Raw genomic sequence first — 26,674 nt, 5'->3', positions numbered from 1 at the left:
TGTACTACTGCAATACCAGATAAATGGCTTGACTAAGTAAGTGCTAATTTCAATACTCAATTGTACGTATCTTCGAGAAACAATACCATCGCCGTCAAGCTCCGTAGGTTTACGTTAAAGATTAAGGGGTAAGGATGATAGCGGACTGATGATACCATGAAAAGTGCTCAGCTATTATTCTTTATAGAGAGTCTTCTATCAGAACCATATTTACCTTAGTTTTGATAGACATACAGGCCTTGCTCACCCCAATCACCGCGTTGCTCTATACTCATGGAATGGGGTGTTGCTGATTTATAGCCTGCATATGCCCAAGTATTGATTAGCTCATATTATCTACGGTTTAGTTAAGAGCAAGTAATTTTCTGTTCCAATTAAAGCGTTGTCTTTCTGTTTAGTATCTAATGTGGCGCTCAGACCTAAACCATCGATATTCGGATCAAGTTCAAAGGCTAATGGTCCTTTGACCTCTTTAACTGGATCGTTAAATGTACGCAAAAAGGCACGACGAACATTTTGATTACCTTGCAACAAATCAACTTGAGCAAGAGCAATATTGCCACTCCACAATCCATCGATCGCGCTATCAGAATAAGAAGGCAGAATTATTTCTCTTGTTGGTGGTGTATAAATCACCTGTCGAATTTGCTGCCCAGAGCCATTTTCAATCAGTAAAAAGTTACGCTGCATTGTATACTTTTTGTCAACAACACCAAGATATGCTTGAAGCCTTTTACCTGACTCACATTCAGAGCTTCCACACGCTTCGATAAGAACCTCAGATGCTGAAGGCTTATCGAGATCATTCATAACGAAATTATAGTTAATACCATCTTGTGGACGTTGATTCCATGATTCACTACCATCTAATCGGGCATTATGCACAAACGACCAGCCTTGGTTTGTTCCTTGCGTCTTTAGCACATAATTCCGAGCAAAGTCACCCGCATAACTAAATGCTACCCCGCCAGTTGCAGGTAAGCTTTGCCAAAGGTATGCATTGCTATTATATCGCAGCCATAGCTGAGCTGAGGACAATGCAGTGGTCGTATCAGAATAGCTCCACAATGGGAAAGCATCGTTGGATTTGTCACCGATGTTGTTAAGATCTATCGCACGAGAACCTAATTCTCTCGTGCTGACCATCCGATACCCATCAAGTTTGCGATATTGTTTTTGAGTAAAGTCACTGTTGATATTTTCAATAGTGTCGGTAGGTAGGCTTTCATAACGTACAGCCAATAATGGTTTACTGCTAGTCTTAAGCTCGACGTTCAGTGGCGAAAGTGCCCAATAGTTTTGTTCTGGAGTATTAAACGCAAATACTCCTGTACCATTTCCACCATCATCAATGCTTTGCTTGCGTTTTGAAAAACTAGTCCGCGACTGTTTTATACACGACGTAAAAGTAGCAGGACGCGATAACGCACTACTAAATCGCATTGAACTAGACAACAAGGATTTATGGTATGTCACCCCATCGACAATGGTGGTAAGAGAACCCTGCCGAATCGTTTGATGAGAAATAGTTACATAACCATCTTTAGGAACCTGAGATTGCGGAAAGCTTAAGGTAGAGGTATTTGAGTTTGGTGTGTATTCTCTAAGAACTTTTCCTGCTTTGTTCTGTATCAGTACTTTCAGAGAACTGGTTTCACTTCTTGCAGCTAAAATTAATTTGTACTTATCGATCTCTGGCTCATCAACATTTGAGGTTTCTTTATAAATAGGTTGACTATCAAAGATTGCACATTCAGCTGGTAAAGTATTACGTTCTGTTTCGTACAAAGCAATAAAGCTGAAGTTATATTTCGCAGTAGGTTGAGAATTACTATCTCCATCCCCGCCTCCGCATCCTAAAATCGATAGTACTGAAATTGTAATTATGCATTGGTGTATTTTTTTCATAATTCCCTCAGAAGTGGTCATTCCTGTCCGTCTAAAGTTATAGGTATAAAGTAATAATGATTGAGTATATCGCTAACTAAACCATGTTAACTTTACAAGGTTAAAGAACTGCGAACACTCAATTACCGCATAGGTGTTGCCAGACTGAATCATCCTGCAACTCTCATAATAATCTTTATTTTAGTGATATCCCAACTCGTTTATCTGGTTGAGATAGACTTTCTCTTTGCACAAAACACTCTGTTAGGCTAGTTTTTTTTGCCTTAAGCCCTTTAGGTAAACAGCAAAACTTCAACACACTGGTGACATGCCAAAAGAAAAATCGGCTAAACATTTTTTTGCTAGCTCTTTGTCTGTAATGTATCGCTTTAGTATTGAAATCTAAAGTGATTGGTAAACCGTTTGCTTTAGCACGGTAACAAAAGTCAATATCTTCGCAATACATATAATATTTTTCGTCTAACCCACCTAGTTGTTGGTAATGATAACTACTGATGGCTAAAAATGCACCGCTCACCCAAGCCTCTATACCGCCTAGTTTTTCTGAAGATCGATCAATAAAAGTACTTTGTTCACTACATAGGTAGGTCAACACAAATTGTTTAAGTGTAGGGTAGCACCTTAAGTTATTGTCTCGACAGCTTAATTCTGGCCCTAAAAATAAATCAGCGGCAATAATTCCATTATTTTTTTTGATGGCCGTTTTTAAATTCGTATAAGTTTCAGGGAGTAACTGTACATCAGGATTAAGTAGTAAAAACCAATCGTCCTTTTGTGGTCGCAGATACTGATGATAGTACTGAAAGTTTAAGTTGTTGTTTTTAGAAAATCCGTAAGCCTTTGTATTGGCAATATAGTGGATACTATGTTTGTGGCAATAAGCTTTTAGATCAGAATCTTCAATATTATCCCGACAAATAACGTGTACCTCCTGCTCTGCAGCAAGAGAAGCCAACGCACCTAGTCGGGCAATCATTTCTCCTTGTTGATGAGAAACTGTGGATACGATTAATCTCATAAGATCCTATATTCTATTGTCTACTACTCTATAACAGCACATGCTATTCAATCACTTCTCTATACCCTTCTACCTAAACCATCAAACAGTGTTGAAATGATATCATTTCTCTATGAGATAGCTCACCATTTGCAAAAATACTTATAGATATCTTAGTGTACAAGGATTGGATCTTAACTTACCATTATGCGTGTAGAAAAACCAACCGCTATCGATAAGAATAATCTAGTATATTTCGCCACCACTCGCGGTGAGTTAAATACTGTTCGGAGCAAATTATGAACATATATGGTAGATGACCTGAGCACTGAACAACAAAAGAGTTCACGAATTTAAGCCAACAACGCAAATTGAATAGAGTGTAGTGTAGAAGAAAAAGTCATCATAATTAAAAAATTGACAAGCGCCATCATGCGGCTCCGCGCCAAAGAATCCTAAGAGCATCAGTACCACTAGATATTGCTTATTTCCCCTTATTCCCTTTCCTGATAATATTTGAAAAATTTTTTAGTTTTTAAGGTGGAACACGATATGATCATCGTAACTGGTGGCGCTGGCATGATTGGTAGCAACATCATCAAAGCGCTAAATGAACAAGGCATTACTGATATTCTTGTTGTCGATAATTTAAAAAATGGGCGTAAATTCAAAAACCTAGTTGATCTGGACATTGCCGATTACATGGACCGAGACGATTTCTTGGTGCAGATCATGTCTGGTGAGGATTTTGGTCCTATCGAAGCCGTATTTCATGAAGGCGCTTGCTCTGCCACCACCGAATGGGATGGCAAGTATGTGATGCTTAATAACTATGAATATTCTAAAGAGCTACTGCACTACTGCTTAGAGCGCGACATTCCATTTTTGTATGCTTCATCAGCCGCAACCTATGGCGATACCGATACCTTCATTGAAGAAAAAGAGTATGAAGGTGCGTTGAATGTATACGGCTATTCCAAGCAGCAATTTGATAACTATGTGCGCCGCATTTGGCAAGAAGCACAAGCACACGGTGAGACCCTTTCCCAAATTACCGGTTTTCGTTATTTCAATGTCTATGGCCCGCGCGAACAGCACAAAGGCTCAATGGCTTCTGTTGCTTTTCATTTAAATAATCAAATGAATGCGGGTGAAAACCCGAAACTGTTTGCAGGTAGTGAAACCTTCCAGCGTGATTTCGTTTATGTAGGTGACGTTGCGGCTGTGAATTTATGGTTTATGAACAGCGGAGTATCCGGTATTTATAACTTGGGTACCGGCAACGCAGAATCTTTCCAAGAAGTGGCCAAAGCCGTTATCAAGCACCATGGTAAAGGTGAGGTTGAAACCATTCCATTCCCAGATCACTTAAAAGGTGCTTACCAAGAATTCACCGAGGCCGATATGACGAAATTGCGCGCCGCTGGTTGCCTGCATCAATTTAAGACTGTGGCTGAAGGTGTGGCTGAGTATATGGCGTTGATTAATATTTAAATGCGCATTTAGGGCCAAAATTAAGCTCCTTGGCCCTAAATTTATATTTAACTACGTTGTTTTAAATAATTAAACCACCCGATAATGAGTTCCCTTTATGCTACGTCTCTTTATTCCTCTTAGCTTAGTTCTATTTTCTGCGGCACTGCTTAGCAAAGTAATGGCCTTATTACTTGCTGATACTGCTCTTATCTCTATAACAAGTAATGAATGGTGGAAGGCTTTATTGTGGGGAACTCGTCTTGATCTGGTGATGGTGATGCTGTGCACCCTTGTTATATTGCTGGTTCATTTGATGAGTAGTAGGTATAAACCATTGCGCTGGTTACCCAAGCTGCTCACAGCGCTGGTCGCCATATGGCTCATCATGACAACCGTTGCCGATGCTATTTATACTATGCAGGCAGGGACTCACATAACCTTTGAAGTCTTTACTGCTGAAGGCTCTGAATTAGCGTTGTTGATCACCGCGTTACAAACTGCACCACTACTGATATTCACCGCAATCATCTTATGTATGATAAGTCTATTCGGCGTAAGCCAGCTTCCTTTTAAACCGATAACCTTCAGTAGCAAGCGTTTCCTCTCATCAACCCTTTTTAGCGTGCTATTGGTTGCTGCTACGATAACCGTGGTACGTGGTGGTTGGTCAGACTCCCCACAAAGCCCAATGAGCGCACATAAAATAGGTAATGCAGAACAAGCCTTTGTTGCTTGGAGCGCACCTTACAGTATTACTTATCACCTAATTAAAGGGGCTAAAAATGCGGCTCAACAAATCACCCCACATATTGAACTTGATTACACAAAACTACCTTTTCCCCAAGCTCAACTAGAAAATTTAAAACCTGCTAACGTAGTTTTTGTACTACTAGAAAGTTGGGCAAGTGTTGATATGAAAAGCTATGCTGGGCAAACTGACGCCACACCATTTTTCGACCAATTACGAGCCCAAAGCCTTAGTGCGCATGCTATGTATGCAAATGGCTCTCGCACGGTTCAAGGTATATTTGCCAGTCATTGTTCTTTTCCAAACCCTATATCGAGTAGCGTGGCTGGCACGCAACTTCAAGCAAAACCTTATTACTGCCTACCCCAGTTATTACGCGAAAATGGTTGGCGAACACACTTTATTCAAGGCAGCGGTAAGGGGGTTGTAGGACAATTTGCTCAATCGCTCGGCTATCAGTTTTCTTATGGTAAAACCGATTACGATTTTTTAGCTAATAGAAATTCTTGGGGATATATGGATGATGGCATTTATCGTTTCGGTCTAGATAAGATAGCGAATCTAGAACTGCAGGCGCAACCGTGGTTAGTCACAATTAATACAGGAACCACACACGACACTCATCTCCCTGATGAGTCTTTGTATGTTTTCGGCAAAGAAAATTATGATCAAGTTCGGCGGAGTGTGTTGCATCATGCTGACAGTGCGTTAGAGCGCTTTATTACTCAACTGAATCAAACCGTCAAACGTCCTACGTTAGTCGTGTTGATGTCTGATCATACCACATTAGGATCTAGCCATAATCTTTCAGCCAACTCTATCCCCTTTTTAATCTATGCCACGAATGACTCTATTGCTCATCGTACAATCAGCGCCACTACTTCTCAGCGGGATATAACTCCAACAATTATCGATTGGTTGGGAGGGGAGGTGCCATGGTTTAGCGGTTCTTCTTTACTTAAATATGACGATTACCAAGGCGGGGCTCAATTTGTTCAAGGTGAGAATATTCACTGGATTGAACAGGACAACTTCATCAGCTTTAATGCTCGTAGTGGTGATCTAGAACAATGTGCGAAAGTAGCTGAGGATACTATCAGTTTGATAGGGCATCCTTGTAATGAGACGTTTCAAGCACTTTGGCAAAAGGTAAAAACATTCACTTCTGTTTCACAACAATTACTGTTTGATGGGCAAACCCAACGCTATACGAATGAACTCATGCATTCTTTACCTTAACTATTCGCATTTTTGGGAATTTTTATGAATATATTAATGGCCTTATCTCAACTTGAGGTCACTGGGGCAGAGGTTTACGCCACAACCGCTGGAGATGAACTGACAAAGCGTGGACACAAGGTATTTTATGTTTCCGATACGCTAACAAAACCTCACCAAGGGCTATTTTATAAACTCCGTTTTAATAAACGCAGTATTCCTCGCCGCTTTTGGCATGTGGGTTATCTTATTTATCTGATTAAGAAACACCATATCCAGCTAGTGCATGCTCACTCTCGCGCCTCCAGTTGGAGTTGTCACATTGCTTGCAAATTAACAAATACGCCTATGGTCACCACAGTACATGGTCGTCAGCCTGTACACGCATCTCGTAAAAAATTTCACGCCATGGGTGACAAAGCGCTGCCGGTTTGTGAGGCTATTGAACAACAACTCATGACTGAATTGAATGTTCCACAAAGTTCGCTCGTCGTAAGCCGAAACGGCATTGAAACGCAAGAATTCGCTTGGCAAAAGGCTCCTCAAAATAGCAAACCTGTTGTCAGTATTATTGGTAGGTTAACCGGCCCCAAAGGGGATCTTTGTTATCGGTTGCTCGATGAGTGTTTAGACTCAGCGAAATACCAGATTCAGGTCATATCTGGCTCTAAAATTGAAGCGTGTTTTGATAAGTTTACTTCTGACGTTCACTTTCTTGGTTATTCACAAGATGTCGTCTCGATACTTGCTCAATCAGACTTAGTCATTGGAGCTGGCAGAGTGGCAATGGAATCTTTGCTGTGTGGACGGCCTACACTGGCAATCGGGGAAGCAAATGCAATTGGTATTGTCGATGACAATAATATCGCTGCAGCCATGGCAAGCAACTTCGGTGACATCGGGCCTAAAGATCTCGATATTGATTTTGCAAAAGTTAGTCAATATGTAGAGCAAGGGTTAAAAACACCGCACTGTTCACCACAAGTCAGTGAGATAATTCAGCACAGCTACAGCTTAACCAATGTGGTCGATCAAATAGAAGATATTTATCAAACGGTTTATGTTGAAAAGCTGCGTAAAGAGATGCCGATTATTATGTATCATCGCTTTATTAAGGATGAAAGTGAAAAAGGCGTACATGGAACCTATCTGCATATAGACATGCTTGAAAAGCACTTCAAACTGCTGAAAAAAATGGGGTTTGAAACGCTAACCTTTAAAGATTTAGCGGATAAAGGGCTTATTCACCGCCTTGAATCAGGCAAGCGCTATATCATCTTAACGGTTGATGACGGGTATCAAGATAACTACGAATTGATGTTGCCGCTATTACGAAAATATGGTTTTAAAGCGGTTGTCTACATAGTAACAGGTGAAGATTTTAACCGTTGGGATGTTGAAGTACCGAGCAACCCAGAAAAACCAGTGCCTTTAATGTCTCGTCAGCAAGTCAAAGCATTACACGATTCAGGGCTAGTTGAAATTGGGGGTCATACAATGACTCATCCATTTCTCAGCAAACTCAGTGAATCTGAACAGCGTAAAGAGATCTCACGTAATAAGTTTGAACTCGAAGAGCTACTAGGCGAACAACTGGTTTCTTTTGCATACCCCTATGGCGATCATGATGCGCTCTCAAAACAGATCGTGCATCAATGTGGCTATCAATTTGCGGTTGCTACTAACAGCGGTCCATTATTAATGCATCAAGATTCATATAAAATACGACGTATTGCTATATTCCCTAAAACTGATGTGTTTGGCCTATGGCGCAAAGTGCGCGGTAATTATACGTTTCGTAAAATGAATAATTAACTACGACTTGCAATCAATGGTAATATTAGTCCATTAATTGAAATTCATACTAATACTAACACCCTTTAACTGCTTGATAGCTTCAGGGCTTTTGCTTTGAATTCAGGGGAGAGTTAATTCTGTTTTCTTCATCGTCATTGTTCACCTCGTTAGTGATTGTACTCACTTAACGAGGTGAACAAAACTACAGATGTGGATCAATTATGGGTATGGATAATCAATACATCACTAGAAGAAAGCACTAAAACGCTTTTCGATTATGTTCGAAGACAGACTTGCTGATTATATGCAACTCTAGCAGTTACACATAATCCTTTACAGTCTCTTTACAAGGCCTAATCGCCAGCTTGGTAGCCTTGCTTTAACGATTGCCAATCTAACTCACACCATTTAATCGATCTTTTAACAACTTCTTTAATAAATGAGCGTTTTAATCTTTCTAAGTTCGATGATTGCCAATTTCGACTTACTTCTACATAACACTTATCGAAATCAATAATCCATACCGTCTCTTGTTCATCAACCAGAATGTTATGGATATTGAGATCGGTATGATTGACTCGAGCATCATGCATTTTTCGAATTTCACGGCCGATTTTTCTGTAGAGTTGAACACTTATGATTTGTTCTTGTAAGATGGTAAGTAAATCACGCGCGTTACATACTTTTTCACTCAATAAATCAGCTTTATAAAAGAATCCATTTTTTTGTACGCGAGCGGCAATCGGACGTGGCACATTCACACCTGCTTCGCGTAAGTAATTGAGCAGCACAAATTCTTGATAACTGCGCGTTTTTTCCCAACCCGTGAACCAGTAGTAATCCGCTACAAACTTCCCAAACAAACCACCACGGTGATAATGACGCAAAGCACCTTGAGTATGCTGTAACTGTACAAACCAAGTAGTTCCTCGGCCTATTGCACTCCCTATGATGCAGTCTTTTGACTGCCAATACTCAATCGAAAAACACTCATCACAATCTTCTTGAATAAGTGTATTGTCTAACCATATAGCTATACTGTCATACTGAATAGCCTTCAGTTTTGATGATTGGCTAACCATTTATCTAATCCATTATTAATGTAAGAGACTGAAGAGTTTAACTTAACACGTTTACGTTCGGCCATTGTAACATCTCCATCATCAGGAATTCGTATTGGATGCTCTAAATGGTAGATAATCGCTCGTCCAACACAACCAAAATAGTTCACACCATTGAGCTGAAGGCGTCTAATTAAATCGATATCCTCCCCTCCCCACCCTAAAAAATCCTCATCGAATCCATTGATATCAAGCAAATCTTGTCTATCAACCGCCATATTAGCGCCATAAGGCCATACTGATTTGAATTTATTTAAAAGTGGGAGCAACCCTTCAGGGAAATAGAATGCCATTTCCGCTTTTTTAGTTTGCTTAAATAATGATAACCAAAGCAACCGAAAATTATTCTCAAGATCTCGAATAATCCATTTATCCTGTTTTAATTTATTAGTTATCACTTGTCTTAAATAAACACGCGGCCCTGTAGTGATCAGCCTAGCTTGATAATGTGTTTTATGATCAGCAATAAAATGTTTATGTGGTATACTATCACTATCCACAAATATCAATCGATCTGCTTTGCTACTTGCTATCGCTTTATTAAGAATGATCGTTTTTCTAAAGCCTTGATCTTCATGCCATACATGCCGAATATTCATACCTTTATTTCGGTATTTATTTACAATAACAAGCACTTCTGGTCCTGAACCATCATCAGCGATACAAATTGAAAACCTCTTATCTGACTGATACATAAAACCGTTTAATGTAATTTCGATTACATTCGCATCGTTATAGGCTGACATGATGACTTCATACTTCATTTTTCGTTTGTTACCACTCTCAATAGTCATTGTTTTACAAGTCTACCAACTATCTGCATAATCGACGAATAGTAACGTCCATTTTGTTAGGAACATCATGGCTATTTTTCAATCAGCCCCACACACTCTCTGTATCCTTCGTCTGTCGGCGATTGGCGATGTGTGCAATGCAGTGGCGGCCGTGCAAGCAATTCAACACCAATGGCCTGAAACTCATATCACATGGATCACTGGAAAACTGGAAGCGCAATTGCTCACTGATTTGCCGAATGTAAACGTGATTGTATTCGACAAAAAACAGGGATGGAAAGCATATCAAAAACTGTGGGCAGAACTTAAAGGGCAATCCTTCGATGCGCTTTTGCATATGCAGTATGCCTTTCGTGCCAGTATTGCCACACTAGGTATTAAGGCTAAATATAAACTCGGTTTTGATGCCGCCCGCAGCCAAGATTTCCAGCACCTATTTACCAATGTCAAAGTGATATCGCCTCAAGAGCCTCATGTATTAGATGGTTTACTCGCGTTCGCAGAGTGCCTTGGAGTAAAAGAGCTAGAACCTAAGTGGTCACTCACTTATTCAGATTCCGATCATCAATGGGCCAATCGGCAACTTGCACATTCAAAACGTAATTTAGTCGTGGTTCCTGCCGCAAGTAAGGCTTATAAAAATTGGACCGCTGAAGGTTATGTAGAAGTGATAACGCATGCTCAACAACTTGGTTGGCATATCATTTTAGCCGGTAGCCCTGCGCAAATTGAAGTTGCTCTAGCAGCCGAAATAGCGAGTAAACTTACTCAGCCAATACTCAATGTCGTTGGTAAAAGCCAGCTTAAAGAAATGTTGGCACTGCTCGACTTAGCCGATTTAGTGATAGCGCCAGATACAGGCCCAGCGCACATGGCCAATGCAATGAATACTCCCGTTATCGGTTTATACGCTCACCATAATCCGCAGCGCACAGGGCCTTATCAGTATCGTGATTATGTGGTGTCGGCTTATGAAGAAGCACTGTTTGCCGAAACAGGAAAAACGAAAGAGCAAGTCAGTTGGCGTACTCGCGTCAAAGATGAACAAGCGATGCAGCGCATTCAAGCAAGCCATGTTATCCAAATGTTTGATAAGATAACGGCTGATTTTCAGCTAAACCCAATATCCGAGGAATGAATGTGAGCAAACCTACTTTAGCCGTTGCGCTGATCGTTAAAAATGAAGCGCAACATCTGCAAGCTTGCTTGGAAACCGTTCACCAATGGGTAGATGAAATCGTCGTCTTAGATTCAGGTAGCAGTGATAATACCGAAGAGATTGCACGCCGTTATACTGACAAGTTTTTTGTCAATTCGCAGTGGCTTGGGTTTGGCCCACAGCGCCGCTTAGCGCAGTCGTATGTCGAGTCTGATTATGTGTTGTGGCTAGATGCCGATGAACGCGTGACCAAAGAGTTAAAAGATAGCATTCAGCAAGCGGTCGCGGCTAATAAACCCAATACACTGTATCAATTTGCCCGTTTAAGTTGGGTTTTTGGCCGCTATATTCGCCACTGTGGTTGGTATCCTGATCGCGTGTTGCGCCTCTACCCAACTCAATTAACGCAATATAACGAGGCTTTGGTACATGAAAAAGTCGAAGTCGCAGATGGCATGAAAGTCGAGAATCTTGCAGGTGATGCGATTCACTACACCTATAACGATATTCATCATTATTTAGTTAAATCCGCAGGTTATGCCAGGGCATGGGCAGAGCAACGAGAAAAACGTGGTAAGAAAAGCAGTATTAGCCAAGGTATTTTGCATGCGTTTGGCTGCTTTTTGAAAATGTACGTTTTAAAAGCAGGCTTTTTAGATGGTAAGCAAGGCTTCTTGCTTTCTTTATTATCGGCGCATTCCACCTTTGTTAAATACGCCGATTTATGGGTTAGAACCAGTACTGAGCCACCCAAGGGTTAAGTTCGGCTAACACCGCATTAATATCAATGCGGCTCATATCGGCCTGAGTTTCTTTGTCTTTTGCTTGTGGTGGACAAAAGGCAATGTGGCGACCTTGTGAATTCAATGGTCGCCAACGCAGTGGCGTGGCTGAACGTTTCGCGGGGAAAAAGCCAACTGTGGGCACATCAATCGCAGCGGCAATATGCAAAGGCCCGGTTGAACCTGCGATAAAAATATCAGCGCAAGCAATCGAGCGTGAGAAATCAACAAGCCCTTCGTTTTTATCATACAATGCCGCTCGCCCGCCCTTTTCTTCAATCAAAGCTTTTAACTGCGCCGCTTTCGCCTCTTCTCCCGGCCCGGCAGTAAGGATAATTTCTTGCTCGCCGTCGATCCCCATCACTAACTGCGTGTATTGCTCTAGCGACAAATTATTCGCTGAACCGCCGCTTCCGGCATGCACGAATACCCACGGTTTACTGGTATCGAGATGCAGTTGCGCAGCCAGTTTGCTTTTTTGTTCAACAAGCTTCGCTTGATCAAATTGCAAATAAGGTGCGCTCGGCTCGACAACCTCTTTGCCAATATCATGCAAAAAAGCGCGTACCAAATCTAAGTTATACTCATATTCTGGTTTGGCTGATTGAGAGCGTTTTTGCTTAATTCGTTTGTTGTAAAAAATTTGAGCGAATTTAGTCGCCGGCGCTAAACGATAAGGAATACGAGATTTCCAAACTAATAGTGCATTGTAAGTGGTCGAGAAGAGGTTGATCGAAGCATCAAAGTGTTGCTGTTTAATCGCTTTAATACATTGCTTTTTCTTCGCAGAGGACGCGTTTTCCGTTGGGTCGACCATCACCGCATCAATCCACGGGCAAAGCTCGGCCAGCGCGACGGTATAGCTGGGGACTAACGCGGTAATATGGCAATCTGGCAACGAGGCTTTTAGCATCGCAAAACTTGGCCAAGCCAGCATGAAATCACCAATTTTATCGTTACGGATCACCAACAACTTGTTCATCGTCTCTTCTCTCACTCGCTAAGTGTCACAGTTTAGTGCGGGCTACATCATACCGAGTTCAATAGGTAATTTTGAGTCTTTTTGTTAATATCAGTGCCAGTTAACCAATATGAGCCTTCCAATGTGAGCCAAAAAAGAATTTCGCGTGTGATTTATCCCGGCACTTTTGACCCCATCACCAATGGTCATTTGGATCTGATCGAACGCGCCGCCAATATGTTTGATGAAGTGATCATCGCTGTCGCCGCCAGCCCAAGCAAAAACACCATGTTTACTCTGCAAGAACGGGTCGCCTTTGCCAGCGCAGTCACTCAACATTTAGAGAATGTCACTGCCAAAGGATTTGCTGGGTTAATGGTCGATTTTGCGCGTGATGAAAAAGCCAATGTGCTGATCCGCGGTTTGCGTACTACGGTTGACTTCGAGTATGAATTTGGTTTGACCAACATGTACCGTCGTTTGATGCCTGGGCTGGAAAGTGTGTTTCTTACGCCATCAGAGGAGCATGCGTTTATCTCCTCCACCATTGTGCGAGAAGTGGCGATTCATGGTGGAGAAGTTGATCAATTTGTGCCTGACATTGTCGCTAACGCCTTGCATGGCAAGAAAATATAGCCTTTAGGACGTACCTTATTTTTGGCAAGCAGAGCAGAAAAAGGTGTTACGCTGACCAATTTTCAGCGCTTCAATCGCTTGCCCACACGCTGGGCAAGGCTGCTGCGCTTTGCCATACACATTAAGCTCTTGAGCAAAATAGCCCGGTTTGCCATCCGCTTGTGCAAAATCTTTTAAGGTTGTGCCACCTTGTTGAATCGCCGTTGCTAAGACTGATTTAATTTCTCGCACGAGGCAATTCCACTCAGTCAGTGTCAGCGAATGAGCGGGCCGAGTGGGGAGAATTCGCGCATTAAACAGTGATTCACTCGCGTAGATATTGCCTACGCCAACCACCACTTTATTTTCCATAATAAATTGCTTAACAGCGATACGTTTATTGTTCGCTTTTTGCACAATATAATCTGCATCAAAATCATCGGTTAATGGCTCAGGACCGATATTACTCAACACCGAGTGGCTTGCTCCTTGTTCGCACCATAGCCAAGCGCCAAATCGACGTGGATCGTGGTAGCGCAGTATCTTGCCATTGGTTAATCGCAGATCAACGTGATCATGCTTACCTGCCGGAAAATCACACTCCAATACTCGCAATGAACCTGACATCCCCAAGTGAACAATCGCACTGCCAATATCGGTCTCTATCAATAAATATTTGGCCCGGCGGGATATATTGCGGATCACTTGCCCTTCTAACTGTTTCAGCTCTTGAGGGATGGCCCAACGTAATTTGGGCGTGCGAAATGTCAGTTGTTGGATCGTTTGTCCAACTAGATGCGGGCTAATCCCCATTTTACTTACTTCAACTTCGGGTAACTCAGGCATGATACATCTCGATTCTTCATTCGTCGTTATTGGTTTGTTCAACGCTCAAAGAGAAATAATGACTCAGTTCGGAAAAAGAAAAGCTTCTTCTACCGAAAGTGCCACCCATTTCTCTTGCCAATTTTTCAATAACCAAAACTGGGGGGTTTGGTAGTAGGTGATCCTTTGCGGCTCTTCGCGATCCTGATACCACACCTCCACGGTTTGTGGGTTACGTAGTAGAGACGCAAGCGACTCGTAAGTGGCATCATCAACTTCTGTACCAACTAAACTCTGCCAGCGTTGTGCCAATATTTCAGGAGCAACTGAAATTGCTTTGCTTGATCGCCAACGGTTTTGATTCAGTTCAAGTGACCAGTCAGTAAAATGCAGTGCTTGCAGCTGTGCATTTGGATTAATCACATAAGGATAAGGGCTAGCAGGCGGTTCAATAAGATAAGTTTTGATGACTGTGGGTAAATTCAAAATGGCAATAAAAGCAATAACAGCCAAGATAAGAATATTATTCCAACGGCGGCGATTGATACGCATAAGTGATCCCTAAGAGTTTATCTTTGAGTAACTTAGCACATTATAGTGAGAGCTGACATTGCAGGGTACAAATTCCAGACAATAAAAAACCCAGCAAAAGCTGGGTCTTTCAATGCTTACAAAGCGTAAAATCAATTACTTGATTTTGCCTTCTTTGTAAAGAACGTGCTGGCGAACTACTGGATCAAATTTCTTGATCTCAAATTTGCCTGGCATGTTACGTTTGTTCTTGTCAGTTGTGTAGAAGTGACCAGTACCTGCAGAAGATATTAGTCGAATTTTCTCACGAATGCCTTTAGCCATTGCTCAATTCCTCTTAAACGTTTTCGCCACGTGCACGGATATCAACAAGAACAGCATCAATGCCTTTCTTATCGATGATACGCATGCCTTTAGCAGTTAGACGTAGTTTAACAAAACGTTTTTCGCTCTCTACCCAGAAACGATGAGTTTGTAGGTTCGGCAGAAAACGACGCTTAGTAGCATTTCGTGCGTGTGAACGGTTGTTACCCGTTATTGGACGCTTACCAGTTACTTGGCATACTCGGGACATGAATGTCTTCTCCAAATCGTTTCAGCTCGATATCAACCTTGGTGGCCGAACCTCGTTCTCGATGTATTAAGAAGTTTGAGGTTAAAAACCGTTATGGAAAATCCATACAAGGCTATCAAAGGTCGCGTATTATACTAACTTGACATGCATTGCTCAAGACCCGAACAGATCCTTTTTACGGATTTGGCGATCTTTTTTTAAGCAGAGCTGATTTAGGTTGATAATTTAGTGCGCGAATCATACCAGAATAATCTTAAGTCACAACCTAAAATGTGATTCAAATCCACCCTCTTTCTGCAAAAGAAATTACCTCGCCATCGCCCACCACAAAATGGTCCAAAATACGGATGTCCACTAACGCTAGTGCATCGGTTAATCGACGTGTGATTCTGCGATCGGCTTGGCTAGGCTCAGCAACGCCTGACGGATGATTATGGGCCAATATTAATGCCGCCGCATTATGGTGGAGTGCTCTTTTAACCACCTCACGAGGGTAAACGCTGGCCGCGTCAATCGTCCCCTCAAACAATACTTCATCGCTGATCACTCGGTGTTGATTATCCAAAAACAGAATATAGAAGGCTTCTCGATGGCGATCGCGTAGCACACTCGATAAATAAAGCTTGGTTTGCTCTGGGCTAGTCAAAGCGCCACCTCGTTTGAGCGTTTCGGCCAAATAGCGCTGCGTCATTTCAAGCACCGCCTGCAATTGAACGTATTTGGCTTCGCCCAACCCTTTATGGCGGCAAAACTCTTGCTGGTTGGCCGAAAAAAGCGCTCGAAGTGATCCAAACTCGCGCAGCAGCAGATCCGAGAGAGCAAGCACATTCATTCCTTGAGTACCAGTACGAAGAAAAATCGCCAGCAGTTCAGCATCAGATAATGCCTGAGGACCGCGAGCAAGCAATTTTTCGCGTGGCATTGATTCTGTGGGCAGTGATTTGAGGCTCATTAAGCACTCCTAGGGCTAAAGGTACTCAGACAACATAGAGAAATAGCCAAGCGTGCAACTTTGCTTCTCTTTATTTAGGCTTAATTCATGGTTTTTTGTAATTGATAAGTGATGAAAGACGCAGAAACACTCGTCCAATATAAAAGGATTGAGCGGATCATAAGGTCACTCGATGCGAGAGTTGTGCTAACATAATGCGCAGAATTTTTGAGGAAAAGACAATGCAAACACTGGCAGGAAAGAAGATTCTGCTCGGCATTAGCGGCGGTATTGCTGCGTATAAATGTGCTGAGCTAACGCGTCGCTTGATTGAACGAGGCGCTCAAGTACAAGTGGTGATGACCCACGCGGCAAAAGAGTTTATAACGCCACTGACCATACAAGCCGTCTCTGGCAGGCCAGTTTCAGATAGCTTATTAGACCCAGCCGCCGAAGCGTCTATGGGCCATATTGAACTTGCCAAATGGGCAGACTTAGTCCTACTGGCTCCCGCGACTGCGGATCTCATCGCGCGCGTCGCCGCAGGGATGGGTAATGATTTACTCACCACTTTGATTTTAGCCACCAATGCGCCAGTGGCAGTCTCGCCGGCAATGAATCAGCAGATGTATCGCAATATCGCCACACAAGAGAATATTGCCACGCTTAAACGCCGAGGCATGATGATTTGGGGCCCAGCAGCTGGTGAACAGGCGTGTGGCGATGTTGGCCCGGGCCGCATGCTTGAGCCAATGCAATTGGTTGAGCGCTGCGAGTTTTTTTTCCAAACAGAGGTGGCAAACAACACACTGCTCGCCGGTAAGTCACTGTTGATTAGCGCAGGCCCAACCCGTGAAGCACTCGATCCAGTTCGCTATATCAGTAACCACAGTTCAGGCAAAATGGGGTATGCGATTGCGCAGGCCGCCGCTCAATTGGGCGCGAAAGTGACTCTGATCAGTGGCCCGGTCAATTTGCTCACACCGCCACAAGTACAACGTATTGATGTGGAAAGTGCCTGCGATATGCATCAGCAAGTGATGGCGCAAGCGCAATCACATGATGTGTTCATCAGTTGCGCCGCCGTAGCCGACTATCGCCCTGAGATCGTCGCCGATCAAAAGATCAAAAAAACCGATGCGAGCGATCACATGCTCATCACCATGGTCAAAAATCCCGACATCGTCGCCAGCGTAGCTGCATTGAAAGAAAACCGCCCGTTCACGGTAGGCTTTGCGGCTGAAACGCAGCAAGTTGAAAAATATGCCCGCGCTAAACTGCTCAACAAAAAACTGGATATGATCTGCGCCAATGATGTTTCTGTTGCGGGCCAAGGCTTTAATAGTAACGACAATGCGCTGACCGTTTATTGGCAAGGCGGAGAGCAAGCATTACCTTTGAGTTCAAAATCTGCATTAGCTCACGCGCTGATGCAACTGATCGCGAGTCAACTGTAGGCTACAAACAGACGTTCTAAGCTTCTTTTAGGGTTCATAGCGTTTATTGGGTGGTAAAATCACCACCCAGTTCAATCATTTTCATTTTTACGCTACGCAGTCCGAAAACTGTCCGTTAAACTACTGCGCTTAATGGACAATACCCAAACCATCTGAAGGGTATAAATATTTGCTCACAAGCATGTGGTAACTAAAAGGAAATCGGGTCATGGCCGTCAATAAGAAAATCAATCGTCGTGAAGAGATTCTACAAGCACTCGCTGAAATGCTGGAATCTAACGATGGTGCATCACGCATCACCACAGCAAAGCTTGCTAAGCAAGTGGGCGTTTCTGAAGCGGCTTTGTACCGTCATTTTCCGAGTAAAGCACGGATGTTTGAAGGCTTGATTGAGTTTATTGAAGAGTCTTTAATGTCGCGGATTAATCGCATTTTGGATGAAGAGAAAGATACACTCAACCGCATCCGCTTAGTGCTACAGCTTATCTTGGCTTTTTCGGAACGTAACCCGGGCTTGACACGAATTTTATCCGGCCATGCTCTAATGTTTGAAAATGAGCGACTGCGTGAACGGATCAACCAACTGTTCGAACGCATAGAAACGTCACTACGTCAGATCCTTCGCGAACGTAAACTGCGTGAAGGTAAATCCTTCCCCGTCGACGAAAGCATTTTAGCCGCTCAACTGCTTGGCCAAGTGGAAGGAAGCCTAAATCGCTTTGTGCGATCTGACTTTAAATACCAACCGACGGCAAATTTTGAAGAGTATTGGGCATTATTAAGCGCTCAGATTCAGTAAAAACAAACCACCACCGTCGTGACAAAGAATCATCATCAGTGAAAGAATCAAGAGTAATGAGCAAAGAAAAATACGGTAAACCTGAGTTTTCCCTCTCGCTACTGCACCCTAAATATTGGGGCGTGTGGCTTAGCTTTGGGCTACTCGCTTTAATGGTCAACCTGCTTCCTTATTCTGCGTTACTAAAAATAGGACGCAGCATGGGCGCGTTTGGAATGCGCTTTGCTAACAAGCGAGTACACATTGCCACGCGTAATCTACAGCTATCTTTTCCAGAGAAAAGTGCAGGTGAGATTGAGCAAATTGTTAACGAAAACTTTAAAAACACTGGCATGGCGCTGATAGAAACCGGAATTACTTGGTTTTGGCCGACTTGGCGTTTTTCTCGCCTACTTGATGTGAAAGATGTCAGTGCCCTTTTGCAACTCAAACAAGAAAAACGTGGCGCACTGCTGTGTTGCGTACATGCGTTAAATTTAGAAATTACAGCACGCGCTTTTGGTGTAATAGGCCTTGAAGGCTATGGCGTTTACCGCCCACACAGCAACCCTGCGTATGAATTTATCCAATACCGTGGTCGCACACGCAATGGCAATAAACTAATCTACCGCACCGACATTAAACAGATGATCCGCGTACTCAAACAGGGCGAACGCCTATTTTATCTACCCGATCAAGATTACGGCCATAACAAATCGGTGTTTGTTCCCTTCTTTGCGGTCAAAGAAGCGTGTACCACCACAGGCACCAGTATTCTGGCTTATACTAGCCAATGCGCGATTGTCCCTGGTTCAGGGTTTCGAAACGCCAACGGAAAATATGAAATCATCGCCGATAAAACCATTGATGGCGACTATCCAAAAGATGACATGACCGCCGCCGCCGCTTACATGAATAAATACGTTGAAGAAGTGATTCTACGCGCACCAGAACAGTGGATGTGGCTGCATAAGCGTTTTAAATCTTTGCCAGATGAAACGTTAACTAACTCTCGCTATTTATAACTAGAAAAAGGTTTTGCTTTCAATGAGCAACAACGAAAACAGCACAGACAAACACTTGCACAACCCCACATTCCAATGGTCTTTTTTACACCCAAAACATTGGGGAACTTGGATTGGGATCTTCTTTGCCGCTCTGTTCGCCTTTATGCCACCCGCATGGCGAGATAGGCTAGCGCGCAAATTATCCACCTTTGCGGTGCGTAAAAATGGCCGAGTGGTGCGGCGAGCTCGCGTCAACTTAGCAAAATGTTTCCCCGAAAAATCAGCACAAGAGCGCCAAGCTATTTTGGAAGAAACCTTTGCAACGGCGGCGCAATACATGCTTGGCTATTCTGAGCTTCTGGTTCGATCAACCCAACATAACTTACAGCGTGGTAAGCTGATTGGTGAGCATCATTTACTGCCACTGCTCGACCAAGGTGAGCGGGTTATCTTGCTAGTGCCTCACTCTTGGGCCATCGACTATGCTGCTGTTATGCTGGCTGCGCGAGGCTATAAAGTGGCCAACATCATGAAACCGCAGCGCAATCCAATCGGCGATTGGTTAATGCATGTACAACGAATGCAATATGGCGGACGCATTTTTACTCGTGAGGCGGGTATCAAACCGTTCCTACGTTCAGTGCAAAATGGTTATGTGGGATATTGGGTTCCAGACGAAGATCATGGTGCGCCAAATTCAGTTTTTGTCCCTTTTTTTGGTACAGAAAAAGCCACACTGAAAGGCTTTGGGAAAATGGCAAAGTTATGTAAGGCGCATGTCGTACCATTGATGTCGGTATATAACAACACGACTCACCAGTACGAAGTGCATATCCTGCCTGCCTTAGAGAACTTTCCAACCGGCGATGAAGAACAAGATGCACGGGCGATGAATAAGGCGATTGAAGATTTAGTCACCCCACGTCCAGAACAGTACATGTGGAATTTATCACTGTTGAAAACGCAGCGTGATGGCTCGGAAATTTACGATAACTCGCACCATGGTGATCAAAGTTAATCGCTAGAATAACTAAACTAATAACAAACAAGCCCCGAGCGTCAAACTCGGGGCTTTTACTTTTCAATAAGTGGCTCTACGATTCGCAAATAAGTTGATGCTTAAATTCCGTACTGCGCACGATACGCTTTTACCGCCTCAAGGTGCTTAGCATCTGCCCCTTTCTCTTCAAGGTAAGTAACCAGATCGGTCAGGCTAACAATTGAGATGATCGCGCAACCAAAATCACGCTCGACTTCTTGAATTGCAGAAAGCTCTCCTTTGCCTTTTTCTTGGCGGTCAATTGCCACCAAGACACCAGCAAGATCCGCACCGTTAGCTTGAATGATTTCCATCGACTCACGAATGGCAGTACCAGCTGTAATGACATCATCCACCAGCATAATGCGCCCTTCTAATGCGCTACCGACCAAGTTACCGCCCTCACCGTGGTCTTTCGCTTCTTTACGGTTAAAGCAATACGGCGTATCAACATCATGATGATCAGCCAACGCTACTGCAGTTGTCGTCGCAATTGGGATCCCTTTGTACGCCGGTCCAAATAGCACATCAAACTCAATCCCAGAATCGACCAAAGCAGCGGCATAAAAACGCCCTAAGCGCGCTAAATCACGGCCAGTATTAAACAAGCCAGCGTTAAAGAAATAAGGGCTTTTTCGGCCAGACTTCAAAGTAAACTCGCCAAACTTCAAGACTTCTTTTTCTAGTGCAAATTCAATAAATTCACGCTGGTATGCTTTCATGATTTTCTCTCTCTTAACTCATACACTTTGGTTTATTTCTCTTTCCCAACAAGAACAACCCCCTCCTAGCCTCCCCCTAAAAGGGGAGGTACTAAGACGATGCATTCCCTCCCCTCAAGGGCAATATTGGGAACACTTCCTTTATTCCCTCCCCTTATAGGGGAGGGTTAGGGTGGGGTCATCACGTACAACAATACAATGAATAAAACGGGCAAAAAAATAGCCCCCAACTGGGAGCTACTTGATCAATCTAATAACGATGCTTTCTGCGCTTCAACAATATCAGCGATGCCTTTCTTGGCAACGGCCAGTAAATCCATCAGCTCTTCATGGCTAAACGGTTCACCCTCTGCGGTGCCTTGAATTTCAATCATCTTACCGTTTTCAGTCATCACCACATTCATATCAGTGTCGGCGGCAGAATCTTCCACGTATTCCAAATCACATAAAATGTTTTCACCCAAGATGCCTACTGAGACAGCAGCAACATGGCCCTTCATTGGATTCTTCTTCAATTTACCGCTAGCAACCAGATGAGCAAACGCATCCGCCAGTGCCACACTTGCGCCCGTAATTGATGCAGTGCGAGTACCGCCATCCGCTTGAATAACGTCACAGTCAACCGTGATCATCACCTCTGGCATTGCCTCTAAATCCACCACAGCACGTAAGCTGCGAGCGATGAGACGTTGAATCTCCATGGTGCGGCCACCTTGTTTACCGTTGGTCGCTTCACGACGAGTCCGTGAATGGGTTGCACGTGGCAGCATGCCGTATTCGGCAGTAACCCAACCTTTGCCCTGACCTTTCAACCAGCGAGGAACACCCTCTTCGACAGTGGCATTACACAATACTTTGGTATTACCAAATTCCACCAATACTGACCCTTCAGCATAAGCAGTGTAGTTGCGAGTGATTTTAATTGGGCGAATTTGATCGGCCGCGCGGTCATTTGGACGCATAGTGCATCTACCTTTTATCGGGTGAGACGGAATCGATTGGGGCGAGATTATAGCGGATTAGCCGCCTTGACGCTAGGTTGGTCACCCTTTGCATTGGCGTGAACCTAGTACACGCGTGAAGCTAGTGCTAACATACCTCTCGTTTGATATTTCATCTTCGTGAGCAAAGGACAAATCAATGATTTACAGCATGACCGCGTACGCGCGTAAAGAAGTTAAAGGTGATTGGGGTACTGCGGTATGGGAAATTCGCTCGGTAAACCAACGTTATCTTGAAACCTACTTCCGCCTGCCGGAACAATTTCGTGGTCTTGAGCCTGTACTGCGTGAACGCTTTCGCCAACGTTTAGCGCGCGGCAAAGTAGAATGTCACTTACGTTATGAAGCAAACCCTGCGGCTAAAAGTGAGCTGAATATCAATGAAGCACTCGCCAATCAAGTGATTAAAGCCGCCAACCAAGTAATGCACATGACGGGCGAGTTAAGCCGCATTAATCCGTTTCAAATCATGCAGTGGCCCGGCGTAATGGAAACGCCAGAACAAGACATGGACAGCATTAATAAAGCCTTATTAGCAGGCTTTGATGACGCAATCATTGAATTCATTGACGCACGTGGCCGTGAAGGTGACAACATGAAGGCGTTAATCGAACAACGCCTGACGGCGATCAGTGAAGAAGTGGTAAAAGTGCGCGCACGCATGCCAGAAATCCTGCAATGGCAACGTGAACGTCTATTGACTAAGTTTGAAGAAGCAAAGATTGAGCTTGATGCAACGCGCGTCGAGCAAGAGCTGATTTTACTTGCACAAAAATCAGACGTTGCCGAAGAGTTAGACCGCCTCGATTCGCATGTCAAAGAAGCACGTAATGTGCTCAAAAAAGGCGGCTCATGCGGCCGTAAGCTCGATTTCATGATGCAAGAATTTAACCGCGAATCGAACACGTTAGCCTCGAAATCAATCAGCACCGACATCACGGCCTCCGGCGTCGAACTTAAGGTTCTGATTGAGCAAATGAGAGAGCAGATCCAAAACATCGAATAAGGGTTTTTGAGTCTCTCTAAGCTTACCAAGCCCCTGTAAATAGGGGCTTTTTTCAGGAAATTACAGGTCTTTGCCTCTGTTTTCAACCAACTGGTGAGTAACTTTCCAGCACGAGAGAGAATACTATGACGAATTGTGCTTTACCCCAAAAGTCTCTTGATTTCAAATATCGATTCAACATTGCGTCCAGTTATGGCTGCTTTTTAAGAATTTCCGATCTTAAAGTTAACAATCAAAATTACTCGTGACGGACTTGAAACAATTGCGCTAACTCATTAATTAACCAAGTAGCGGCTAATAGATCTGCACTGCCGCCGGGGCTTAAGTGTTTTTCAATCATCGCGCTATCGAGCGCTGTAAGAGCTTGTTCAATTTCTTGATATAAAAAGCCGCCTTTGGCGAGCAGTTGCTGCGCTTGCGCTTGCACAAAATGCAGCCCTTCTAATCCACCGCGAGCAGCGAGGTTGCTGTCGTTATTGTTGGCCATCAACACCAATAAGGTATGCCACAAGGCTTGCTCGGTGCTGGCTCCTTTGGTTAAACAGGCTTGGTAGGCTGGCAGCGCATGTTGCATCACCATCGCAAGGCCAGAAGCGGCTTCACCGCGTGCGCCGGTTAAACCGTACCGACGATAAATTCGCTCGCCTGCCGTTTTGGGAGCCGATTCACGCTTCGCTTTTAGCTCATCAATAATCAAAAACTGGCAAGCTTGGCGAATGGTTTCGCCAATATGCTGCGCATCAATTTTGAGTTGATTGGCTTTGAGCCACCCCACAGAGCCGCAAATAAGCCCCAAGATAAAAATCATCCCTTTATGGGTGTTCACCCCTTGAGTGGCAGCAAACATGGCTTGCTCAGCTTCTATGCCAATCGGGCGCAAGGCGGTCAGCAACTGAGCGGCCGGATTTCCCGCGCTCTCCCAACCTGCACTGACAAAAGATTGCAGATAAGGCGCAATCGCCTCGGCACTGGCGATAAAAGTGTTGAGATCCATATCGCGGTGCGCGCCATTATTAGCAGTATCCACCAAACCCGGTTTAGGGGTGAGATGCACCTCTAACATCATGGCATGATAAGCCAGATGCCCCACTAAGCGAGGCAAGCTGAACGTTTTCGCGCCACTTGTGCCAGAGGCTTGGCTAGGCAGTTCAAGCAGAAGATCAAGCGCAGCAGGAATAGTCATGAACCATCTCCTCTATTTTAGCCAACAAAGCCTCAACACCGTGCTGCCGCGAGCGAGCACAGATCACCGCATCGCGTTCACACAGCAAGCAGCGCCGTCTTGGCAACTGCGCACCTTGGCGCGAAATAATATGTCCATCGACATCAATCACATCCAGATCCATCAGTCGCCCCAGCGGATGCTCGCGTTCAATCTTCATCATGGCTTTTTTCAACATGCTGGCTGAAGGAGCCTGAATCACCACAAAGGCTTCCGGCCCCGTTTTTTCCACCAACAGCTGACAAGCCACTTGCCGCCAGCCCGTTTGCTGACACAGTTCTTGAATGGCACGCATACCTGCATCCATCACGGTTTGGCTGGCAGCGTTGAGCTTAACCGCGCCCGGCATGTTAACCGTGAAAGAAACCAGAGGCAGTGAATGGCGTTTTAGCCACTCACCTTGTTGCCGAACCCGCACTTCTTTACGCAGAAGTAGCTGGTCCAGACTGACTGAAAGATCAGGATGGTGACTCATAGGCTTTTTACCTGCTTGATAACATCAATGATCGAACCGTCACGGTAGTGAACAAAGGCAACGGTTTTGTCTTCAAATTGCAACGGCTGGGGTTTGCCAGTCAGCAACTCGGCACGCTGTTGCAACGCTTCAATCTCGACAACGGGCAGTTGCGCCGCGATGAAACGCGCTTTCAGTTCAGGACGATTCGGGTTAACCGCGATACCTTGATCCGTCACCAACACATCGATGGTGGATCCTGGGGTGATGACGTTAGTGACTTTCTCGACCACGGTCGGAATGCGGCCACGCACCAAAGGCGCCACAATAATCGATAAGTTTGCCGCCGCCGCCGTGTCACAATGACCGCCGGATGCGCCGCGAATTACCCCATCAGAGCCGGTGATCACGTTAACGTTAAACTGGGTATCAATTTCCAGCGCACTCAAGATAACCACATCCAGCCTATCCACCGCCGCCCCCTTCGAGCTTGGGTTAGCGTATTCGTTAGCAGAGATTTCGAGATGATGTGGATTGCGCGCTAACGAGCCCGCCGCCACCGAATCGAAACACTGCACATCGAGCAAGTAATCAATCAGTCCCTGTTCATGCATTTCCACCATAGTCGCAGTGATACCACCGAGAGCGAAAGAAGCGCGAATGTTTTGGCGCAACATCTTCTCTTTCAAAAAGCGCGCAACCGCGAGCGATGCACCGCCCGAACCGGTCTGCATTGAAAAACCATCATAGAAATAGCCTGAATGCTCGATGACTTCTGCAGCGCGTTTGGCAATCAGAAGCTCGCGTGGGTTGGTGGTCATGCGCGTGGCATCCCCACCGATTTTGCTTGGGTCGCCCACTTCCGCCACCTGCACAACCGCATCGACGCGGTCTTGAGTAATCGATGCAGGGAAATTCGGGAAACCGACGATGGCTTCAGTCAGCATCACCACTTTTTCAGCGTGTTCGGCATCGACTTTGGCATAGCCGAGTGAGCCGCAATTGGATTTGCCTTTAAAACCGTTGGCGTTGCCAAACTCATCGCAACAAGGTACGCCAATAAACGCCATGTCGATGTAGATCTCACCGCTTTGGATCAAATGCACACGACCACCGTGCGAGTGAATATGCACGGGCTCATCAAGCAGGCCGTTAGAAATGCTGTCGGCCAGCACTCCGCGGATCCCTGAGGTGTAAATCTTGCTCACTACGCCGTTTTTGATGTGTTCAATCAAAGGCGAGTGACAAGAGGTGAGCGAGCTTGAGGCGAGCGTGAGGTTTTTAATCCCCAATTCGGCAATCACCTCCATCACTAGGTTGACGGTTTTATCGCCGCCACGAAACGCATGGTGGAAAGAAATGGTCATGCCATCTTTTAAACCAAGATCGACAATCGCTTCACGGATCGAGCTTTTCACTTTGCGACTTTTTTTCGCTGACTCATCCAGCAGATGCGGCGTAATCGCGTGCGCTTGGGTGTAAGGCGTCAACGCGTAGCGTTCCACTTCCAGCACAGACAGAGGATTATTTAATGTATTGATACTCATGAGA

Annotated in this window: 26 protein-coding genes; 11 read left to right on the top strand and 15 right to left on the bottom strand. The window is 44.4% G+C overall.

Going from position 1 to position 26,674, the window contains the following annotated elements:
• Nucleotides 1-336: 336 nt before the first annotated feature.
• Together AACR75_RS02575 and AACR75_RS02570 are read right to left on the bottom strand one after the other, a co-directional pair.
• Nucleotides 337-1,929, bottom strand: a complete 1,593-nt coding sequence (locus tag AACR75_RS02575) for a hypothetical protein (protein WP_339367552.1) — start codon at nucleotides 1,927-1,929, stop codon at nucleotides 337-339.
• 154 nt (nucleotides 1,930-2,083) lie between these two features.
• The gene (locus AACR75_RS02570) at nucleotides 2,084-2,926 is read right to left on the bottom strand and encodes a glycosyltransferase family 2 protein (protein ID WP_047688522.1); all 843 of its coding nucleotides are present in this window, start codon (nucleotides 2,924-2,926) and stop codon (nucleotides 2,084-2,086) included.
• Between the two features lie 531 nt (nucleotides 2,927-3,457).
• On the opposite strand from AACR75_RS02570, the gene rfaD reads away from it, so the two are divergent.
• From rfaD to AACR75_RS02555, 3 genes are all read left to right on the top strand, one after another.
• Nucleotides 3,458-4,399 (top strand): ADP-glyceromanno-heptose 6-epimerase, encoded by a 942-nt coding sequence (rfaD, locus tag AACR75_RS02565; RefSeq protein WP_047688519.1) that lies wholly within the window; start codon nucleotides 3,458-3,460, stop codon nucleotides 4,397-4,399.
• Between the two features lie 97 nt (nucleotides 4,400-4,496).
• Nucleotides 4,497-6,368, top strand: a complete 1,872-nt coding sequence (locus tag AACR75_RS02560) for an LTA synthase family protein (protein WP_047688517.1) — start codon at nucleotides 4,497-4,499, stop codon at nucleotides 6,366-6,368.
• A 24-nt stretch (nucleotides 6,369-6,392) separates the two neighbouring features.
• Nucleotides 6,393-8,162, top strand: coding sequence for a polysaccharide deacetylase family protein (locus tag AACR75_RS02555; protein ID WP_047688515.1), 1,770 nt, complete (start codon nucleotides 6,393-6,395; stop codon nucleotides 8,160-8,162).
• Between the two features lie 335 nt (nucleotides 8,163-8,497).
• On the opposite strand, the gene AACR75_RS02550 is transcribed toward AACR75_RS02555, so the two are convergent.
• Both AACR75_RS02550 and AACR75_RS02545 read right to left on the bottom strand, forming a co-directional pair.
• Nucleotides 8,498-9,226, bottom strand: coding sequence for a 3-deoxy-D-manno-octulosonic acid kinase (locus AACR75_RS02550; RefSeq protein WP_047688512.1), 729 nt, complete (start codon nucleotides 9,224-9,226; stop codon nucleotides 8,498-8,500).
• Entirely contained in the window at nucleotides 9,202-10,059 is an 858-nt protein-coding gene (locus AACR75_RS02545) for a glycosyltransferase (protein WP_052190324.1), read from the bottom strand. The genes AACR75_RS02550 and AACR75_RS02545 overlap by 25 nt, the downstream gene beginning before the upstream one ends.
• A 67-nt stretch (nucleotides 10,060-10,126) precedes the next feature.
• On the opposite strand from AACR75_RS02545, the gene AACR75_RS02540 reads away from it, so the two are divergent.
• Both AACR75_RS02540 and AACR75_RS02535 read left to right on the top strand, forming a co-directional pair.
• Nucleotides 10,127-11,197, top strand: a complete 1,071-nt coding sequence (locus AACR75_RS02540; protein ID WP_047688510.1) for a glycosyltransferase family 9 protein — start codon at nucleotides 10,127-10,129, stop codon at nucleotides 11,195-11,197.
• Nucleotides 11,194-11,979 carry a glycosyltransferase family 2 protein gene (locus AACR75_RS02535; RefSeq protein WP_047688508.1) on the top strand — a complete coding sequence of 262 codons (786 nt, stop codon included), beginning with the start codon at nucleotides 11,194-11,196 and terminating at the stop codon, nucleotides 11,977-11,979. Before AACR75_RS02540 ends, AACR75_RS02535 begins: the two co-directional genes overlap by 4 nt.
• Here AACR75_RS02535 and AACR75_RS02530 read toward each other — a convergent pair.
• Nucleotides 11,948-12,982 (bottom strand): glycosyltransferase family 9 protein, encoded by a 1,035-nt coding sequence (locus AACR75_RS02530; RefSeq protein ID WP_017050182.1) that lies wholly within the window; start codon nucleotides 12,980-12,982, stop codon nucleotides 11,948-11,950. The two genes, AACR75_RS02535 and AACR75_RS02530, sit on opposite strands and share 32 nt — an antisense overlap.
• A gap of 123 nt (nucleotides 12,983-13,105) precedes the next feature.
• On the opposite strand from AACR75_RS02530, the gene coaD reads away from it, so the two are divergent.
• Entirely contained in the window at nucleotides 13,106-13,597 is a 492-nt protein-coding gene (coaD, locus tag AACR75_RS02525) for a pantetheine-phosphate adenylyltransferase (protein WP_026028196.1), read from the top strand.
• 15 nt (nucleotides 13,598-13,612) lie between these two features.
• Here coaD and mutM read toward each other — a convergent pair whose 3' ends face one another.
• The 5 genes from mutM to radC form a co-directional block, all read right to left on the bottom strand.
• Nucleotides 13,613-14,422, bottom strand: a complete 810-nt coding sequence (gene mutM, locus AACR75_RS02520; protein ID WP_047688505.1) for a bifunctional DNA-formamidopyrimidine glycosylase/DNA-(apurinic or apyrimidinic site) lyase — start codon at nucleotides 14,420-14,422, stop codon at nucleotides 13,613-13,615.
• Nucleotides 14,423-14,485: 63 nt separating this feature from the next.
• On the bottom strand, nucleotides 14,486-14,953 hold the full coding sequence (locus tag AACR75_RS02515; protein ID WP_013855728.1) for a hypothetical protein: 468 nt from the start codon (nucleotides 14,951-14,953) through the stop codon (nucleotides 14,486-14,488).
• A gap of 135 nt (nucleotides 14,954-15,088) precedes the next feature.
• Complete coding sequence (gene rpmG / locus AACR75_RS02510; protein ID WP_010318992.1) at nucleotides 15,089-15,256, bottom strand: 50S ribosomal protein L33; 168 nt, start codon at nucleotides 15,254-15,256, stop codon at nucleotides 15,089-15,091.
• A 13-nt stretch (nucleotides 15,257-15,269) separates the two neighbouring features.
• Nucleotides 15,270-15,506, bottom strand: a complete 237-nt coding sequence (gene rpmB / locus AACR75_RS02505; protein WP_004397476.1) for a 50S ribosomal protein L28 — start codon at nucleotides 15,504-15,506, stop codon at nucleotides 15,270-15,272.
• A gap of 277 nt (nucleotides 15,507-15,783) precedes the next feature.
• Nucleotides 15,784-16,458: a RadC family protein gene (gene radC / locus AACR75_RS02500; protein WP_010318993.1), complete on the bottom strand. Its 675-nt coding sequence runs from the start codon at nucleotides 16,456-16,458 to the stop codon at nucleotides 15,784-15,786.
• A 221-nt stretch (nucleotides 16,459-16,679) separates the two neighbouring features.
• Between radC and coaBC the strand changes: the two genes are divergently transcribed.
• From coaBC to lpxM, 4 genes are all read left to right on the top strand, one after another.
• Entirely contained in the window at nucleotides 16,680-17,894 is a 1,215-nt protein-coding gene (gene coaBC, locus AACR75_RS02495) for a bifunctional phosphopantothenoylcysteine decarboxylase/phosphopantothenate--cysteine ligase CoaBC (RefSeq protein WP_231564167.1), read from the top strand.
• A gap of 208 nt (nucleotides 17,895-18,102) precedes the next feature.
• Nucleotides 18,103-18,693, top strand: a complete 591-nt coding sequence (gene slmA, locus AACR75_RS02490) for a nucleoid occlusion factor SlmA (RefSeq protein ID WP_013855724.1) — start codon at nucleotides 18,103-18,105, stop codon at nucleotides 18,691-18,693.
• A 56-nt stretch (nucleotides 18,694-18,749) separates the two neighbouring features.
• Nucleotides 18,750-19,697 (top strand): LpxL/LpxP family Kdo(2)-lipid IV(A) lauroyl/palmitoleoyl acyltransferase, encoded by a 948-nt coding sequence (gene lpxL / locus AACR75_RS02485; RefSeq protein WP_047688500.1) that lies wholly within the window; start codon nucleotides 18,750-18,752, stop codon nucleotides 19,695-19,697.
• A 22-nt stretch (nucleotides 19,698-19,719) separates the two neighbouring features.
• A complete protein-coding gene (gene lpxM, locus AACR75_RS02480; protein WP_047688498.1) occupies nucleotides 19,720-20,697 on the top strand; it encodes a lauroyl-Kdo(2)-lipid IV(A) myristoyltransferase in 978 nt (325 codons plus the stop codon).
• Between the two features lie 101 nt (nucleotides 20,698-20,798).
• Here lpxM and pyrE read toward each other — a convergent pair whose 3' ends face one another.
• Both pyrE and rph read right to left on the bottom strand, forming a co-directional pair.
• The gene (gene pyrE / locus AACR75_RS02475; RefSeq protein WP_013855722.1) at nucleotides 20,799-21,440 is read right to left on the bottom strand and encodes an orotate phosphoribosyltransferase; all 642 of its coding nucleotides are present in this window, start codon (nucleotides 21,438-21,440) and stop codon (nucleotides 20,799-20,801) included.
• A 245-nt stretch (nucleotides 21,441-21,685) separates the two neighbouring features.
• Nucleotides 21,686-22,402, bottom strand: a complete 717-nt coding sequence (rph, locus tag AACR75_RS02470) for a ribonuclease PH (protein ID WP_017042236.1) — start codon at nucleotides 22,400-22,402, stop codon at nucleotides 21,686-21,688.
• A gap of 178 nt (nucleotides 22,403-22,580) precedes the next feature.
• On the opposite strand from rph, the gene AACR75_RS02465 reads away from it, so the two are divergent.
• Nucleotides 22,581-23,447 (top strand): YicC/YloC family endoribonuclease, encoded by an 867-nt coding sequence (locus AACR75_RS02465; protein WP_013855720.1) that lies wholly within the window; start codon nucleotides 22,581-22,583, stop codon nucleotides 23,445-23,447.
• A gap of 238 nt (nucleotides 23,448-23,685) precedes the next feature.
• Here the strand turns inward: AACR75_RS02465 and citG are convergent, their stop codons facing one another.
• Genes citG through citF form a run of 3 tightly spaced genes read right to left on the bottom strand, consistent with a single transcriptional unit; the run spans nucleotide 23,686 to nucleotide 26,670 of the window.
• Entirely contained in the window at nucleotides 23,686-24,630 is a 945-nt protein-coding gene (gene citG / locus AACR75_RS02460; RefSeq protein ID WP_017048259.1) for a triphosphoribosyl-dephospho-CoA synthase CitG, read from the bottom strand.
• Entirely contained in the window at nucleotides 24,608-25,144 is a 537-nt protein-coding gene (citX, locus tag AACR75_RS02455) for a citrate lyase holo-[acyl-carrier protein] synthase (RefSeq protein WP_017050625.1), read from the bottom strand. The genes citG and citX overlap by 23 nt, the downstream gene beginning before the upstream one ends.
• Nucleotides 25,141-26,670 carry a citrate lyase subunit alpha gene (gene citF, locus AACR75_RS02450; RefSeq protein WP_052190323.1) on the bottom strand — a complete coding sequence of 510 codons (1,530 nt, stop codon included), beginning with the start codon at nucleotides 26,668-26,670 and terminating at the stop codon, nucleotides 25,141-25,143. The genes citX and citF overlap by 4 nt, the downstream gene beginning before the upstream one ends.
• Nucleotides 26,671-26,674 lie beyond the last annotated feature (4 nt).

Origin of the sequence: Vibrio sp. ZOR0018, from assembly GCF_963865925.1 — a bacterium.
GTDB lineage: Bacteria > Pseudomonadota > Gammaproteobacteria > Enterobacterales > Vibrionaceae > Vibrio > Vibrio anguillarum.
Note: the sequence above shows the minus strand (reverse complement) of the source record. Positions and strands in the feature narration are given on the sequence as shown.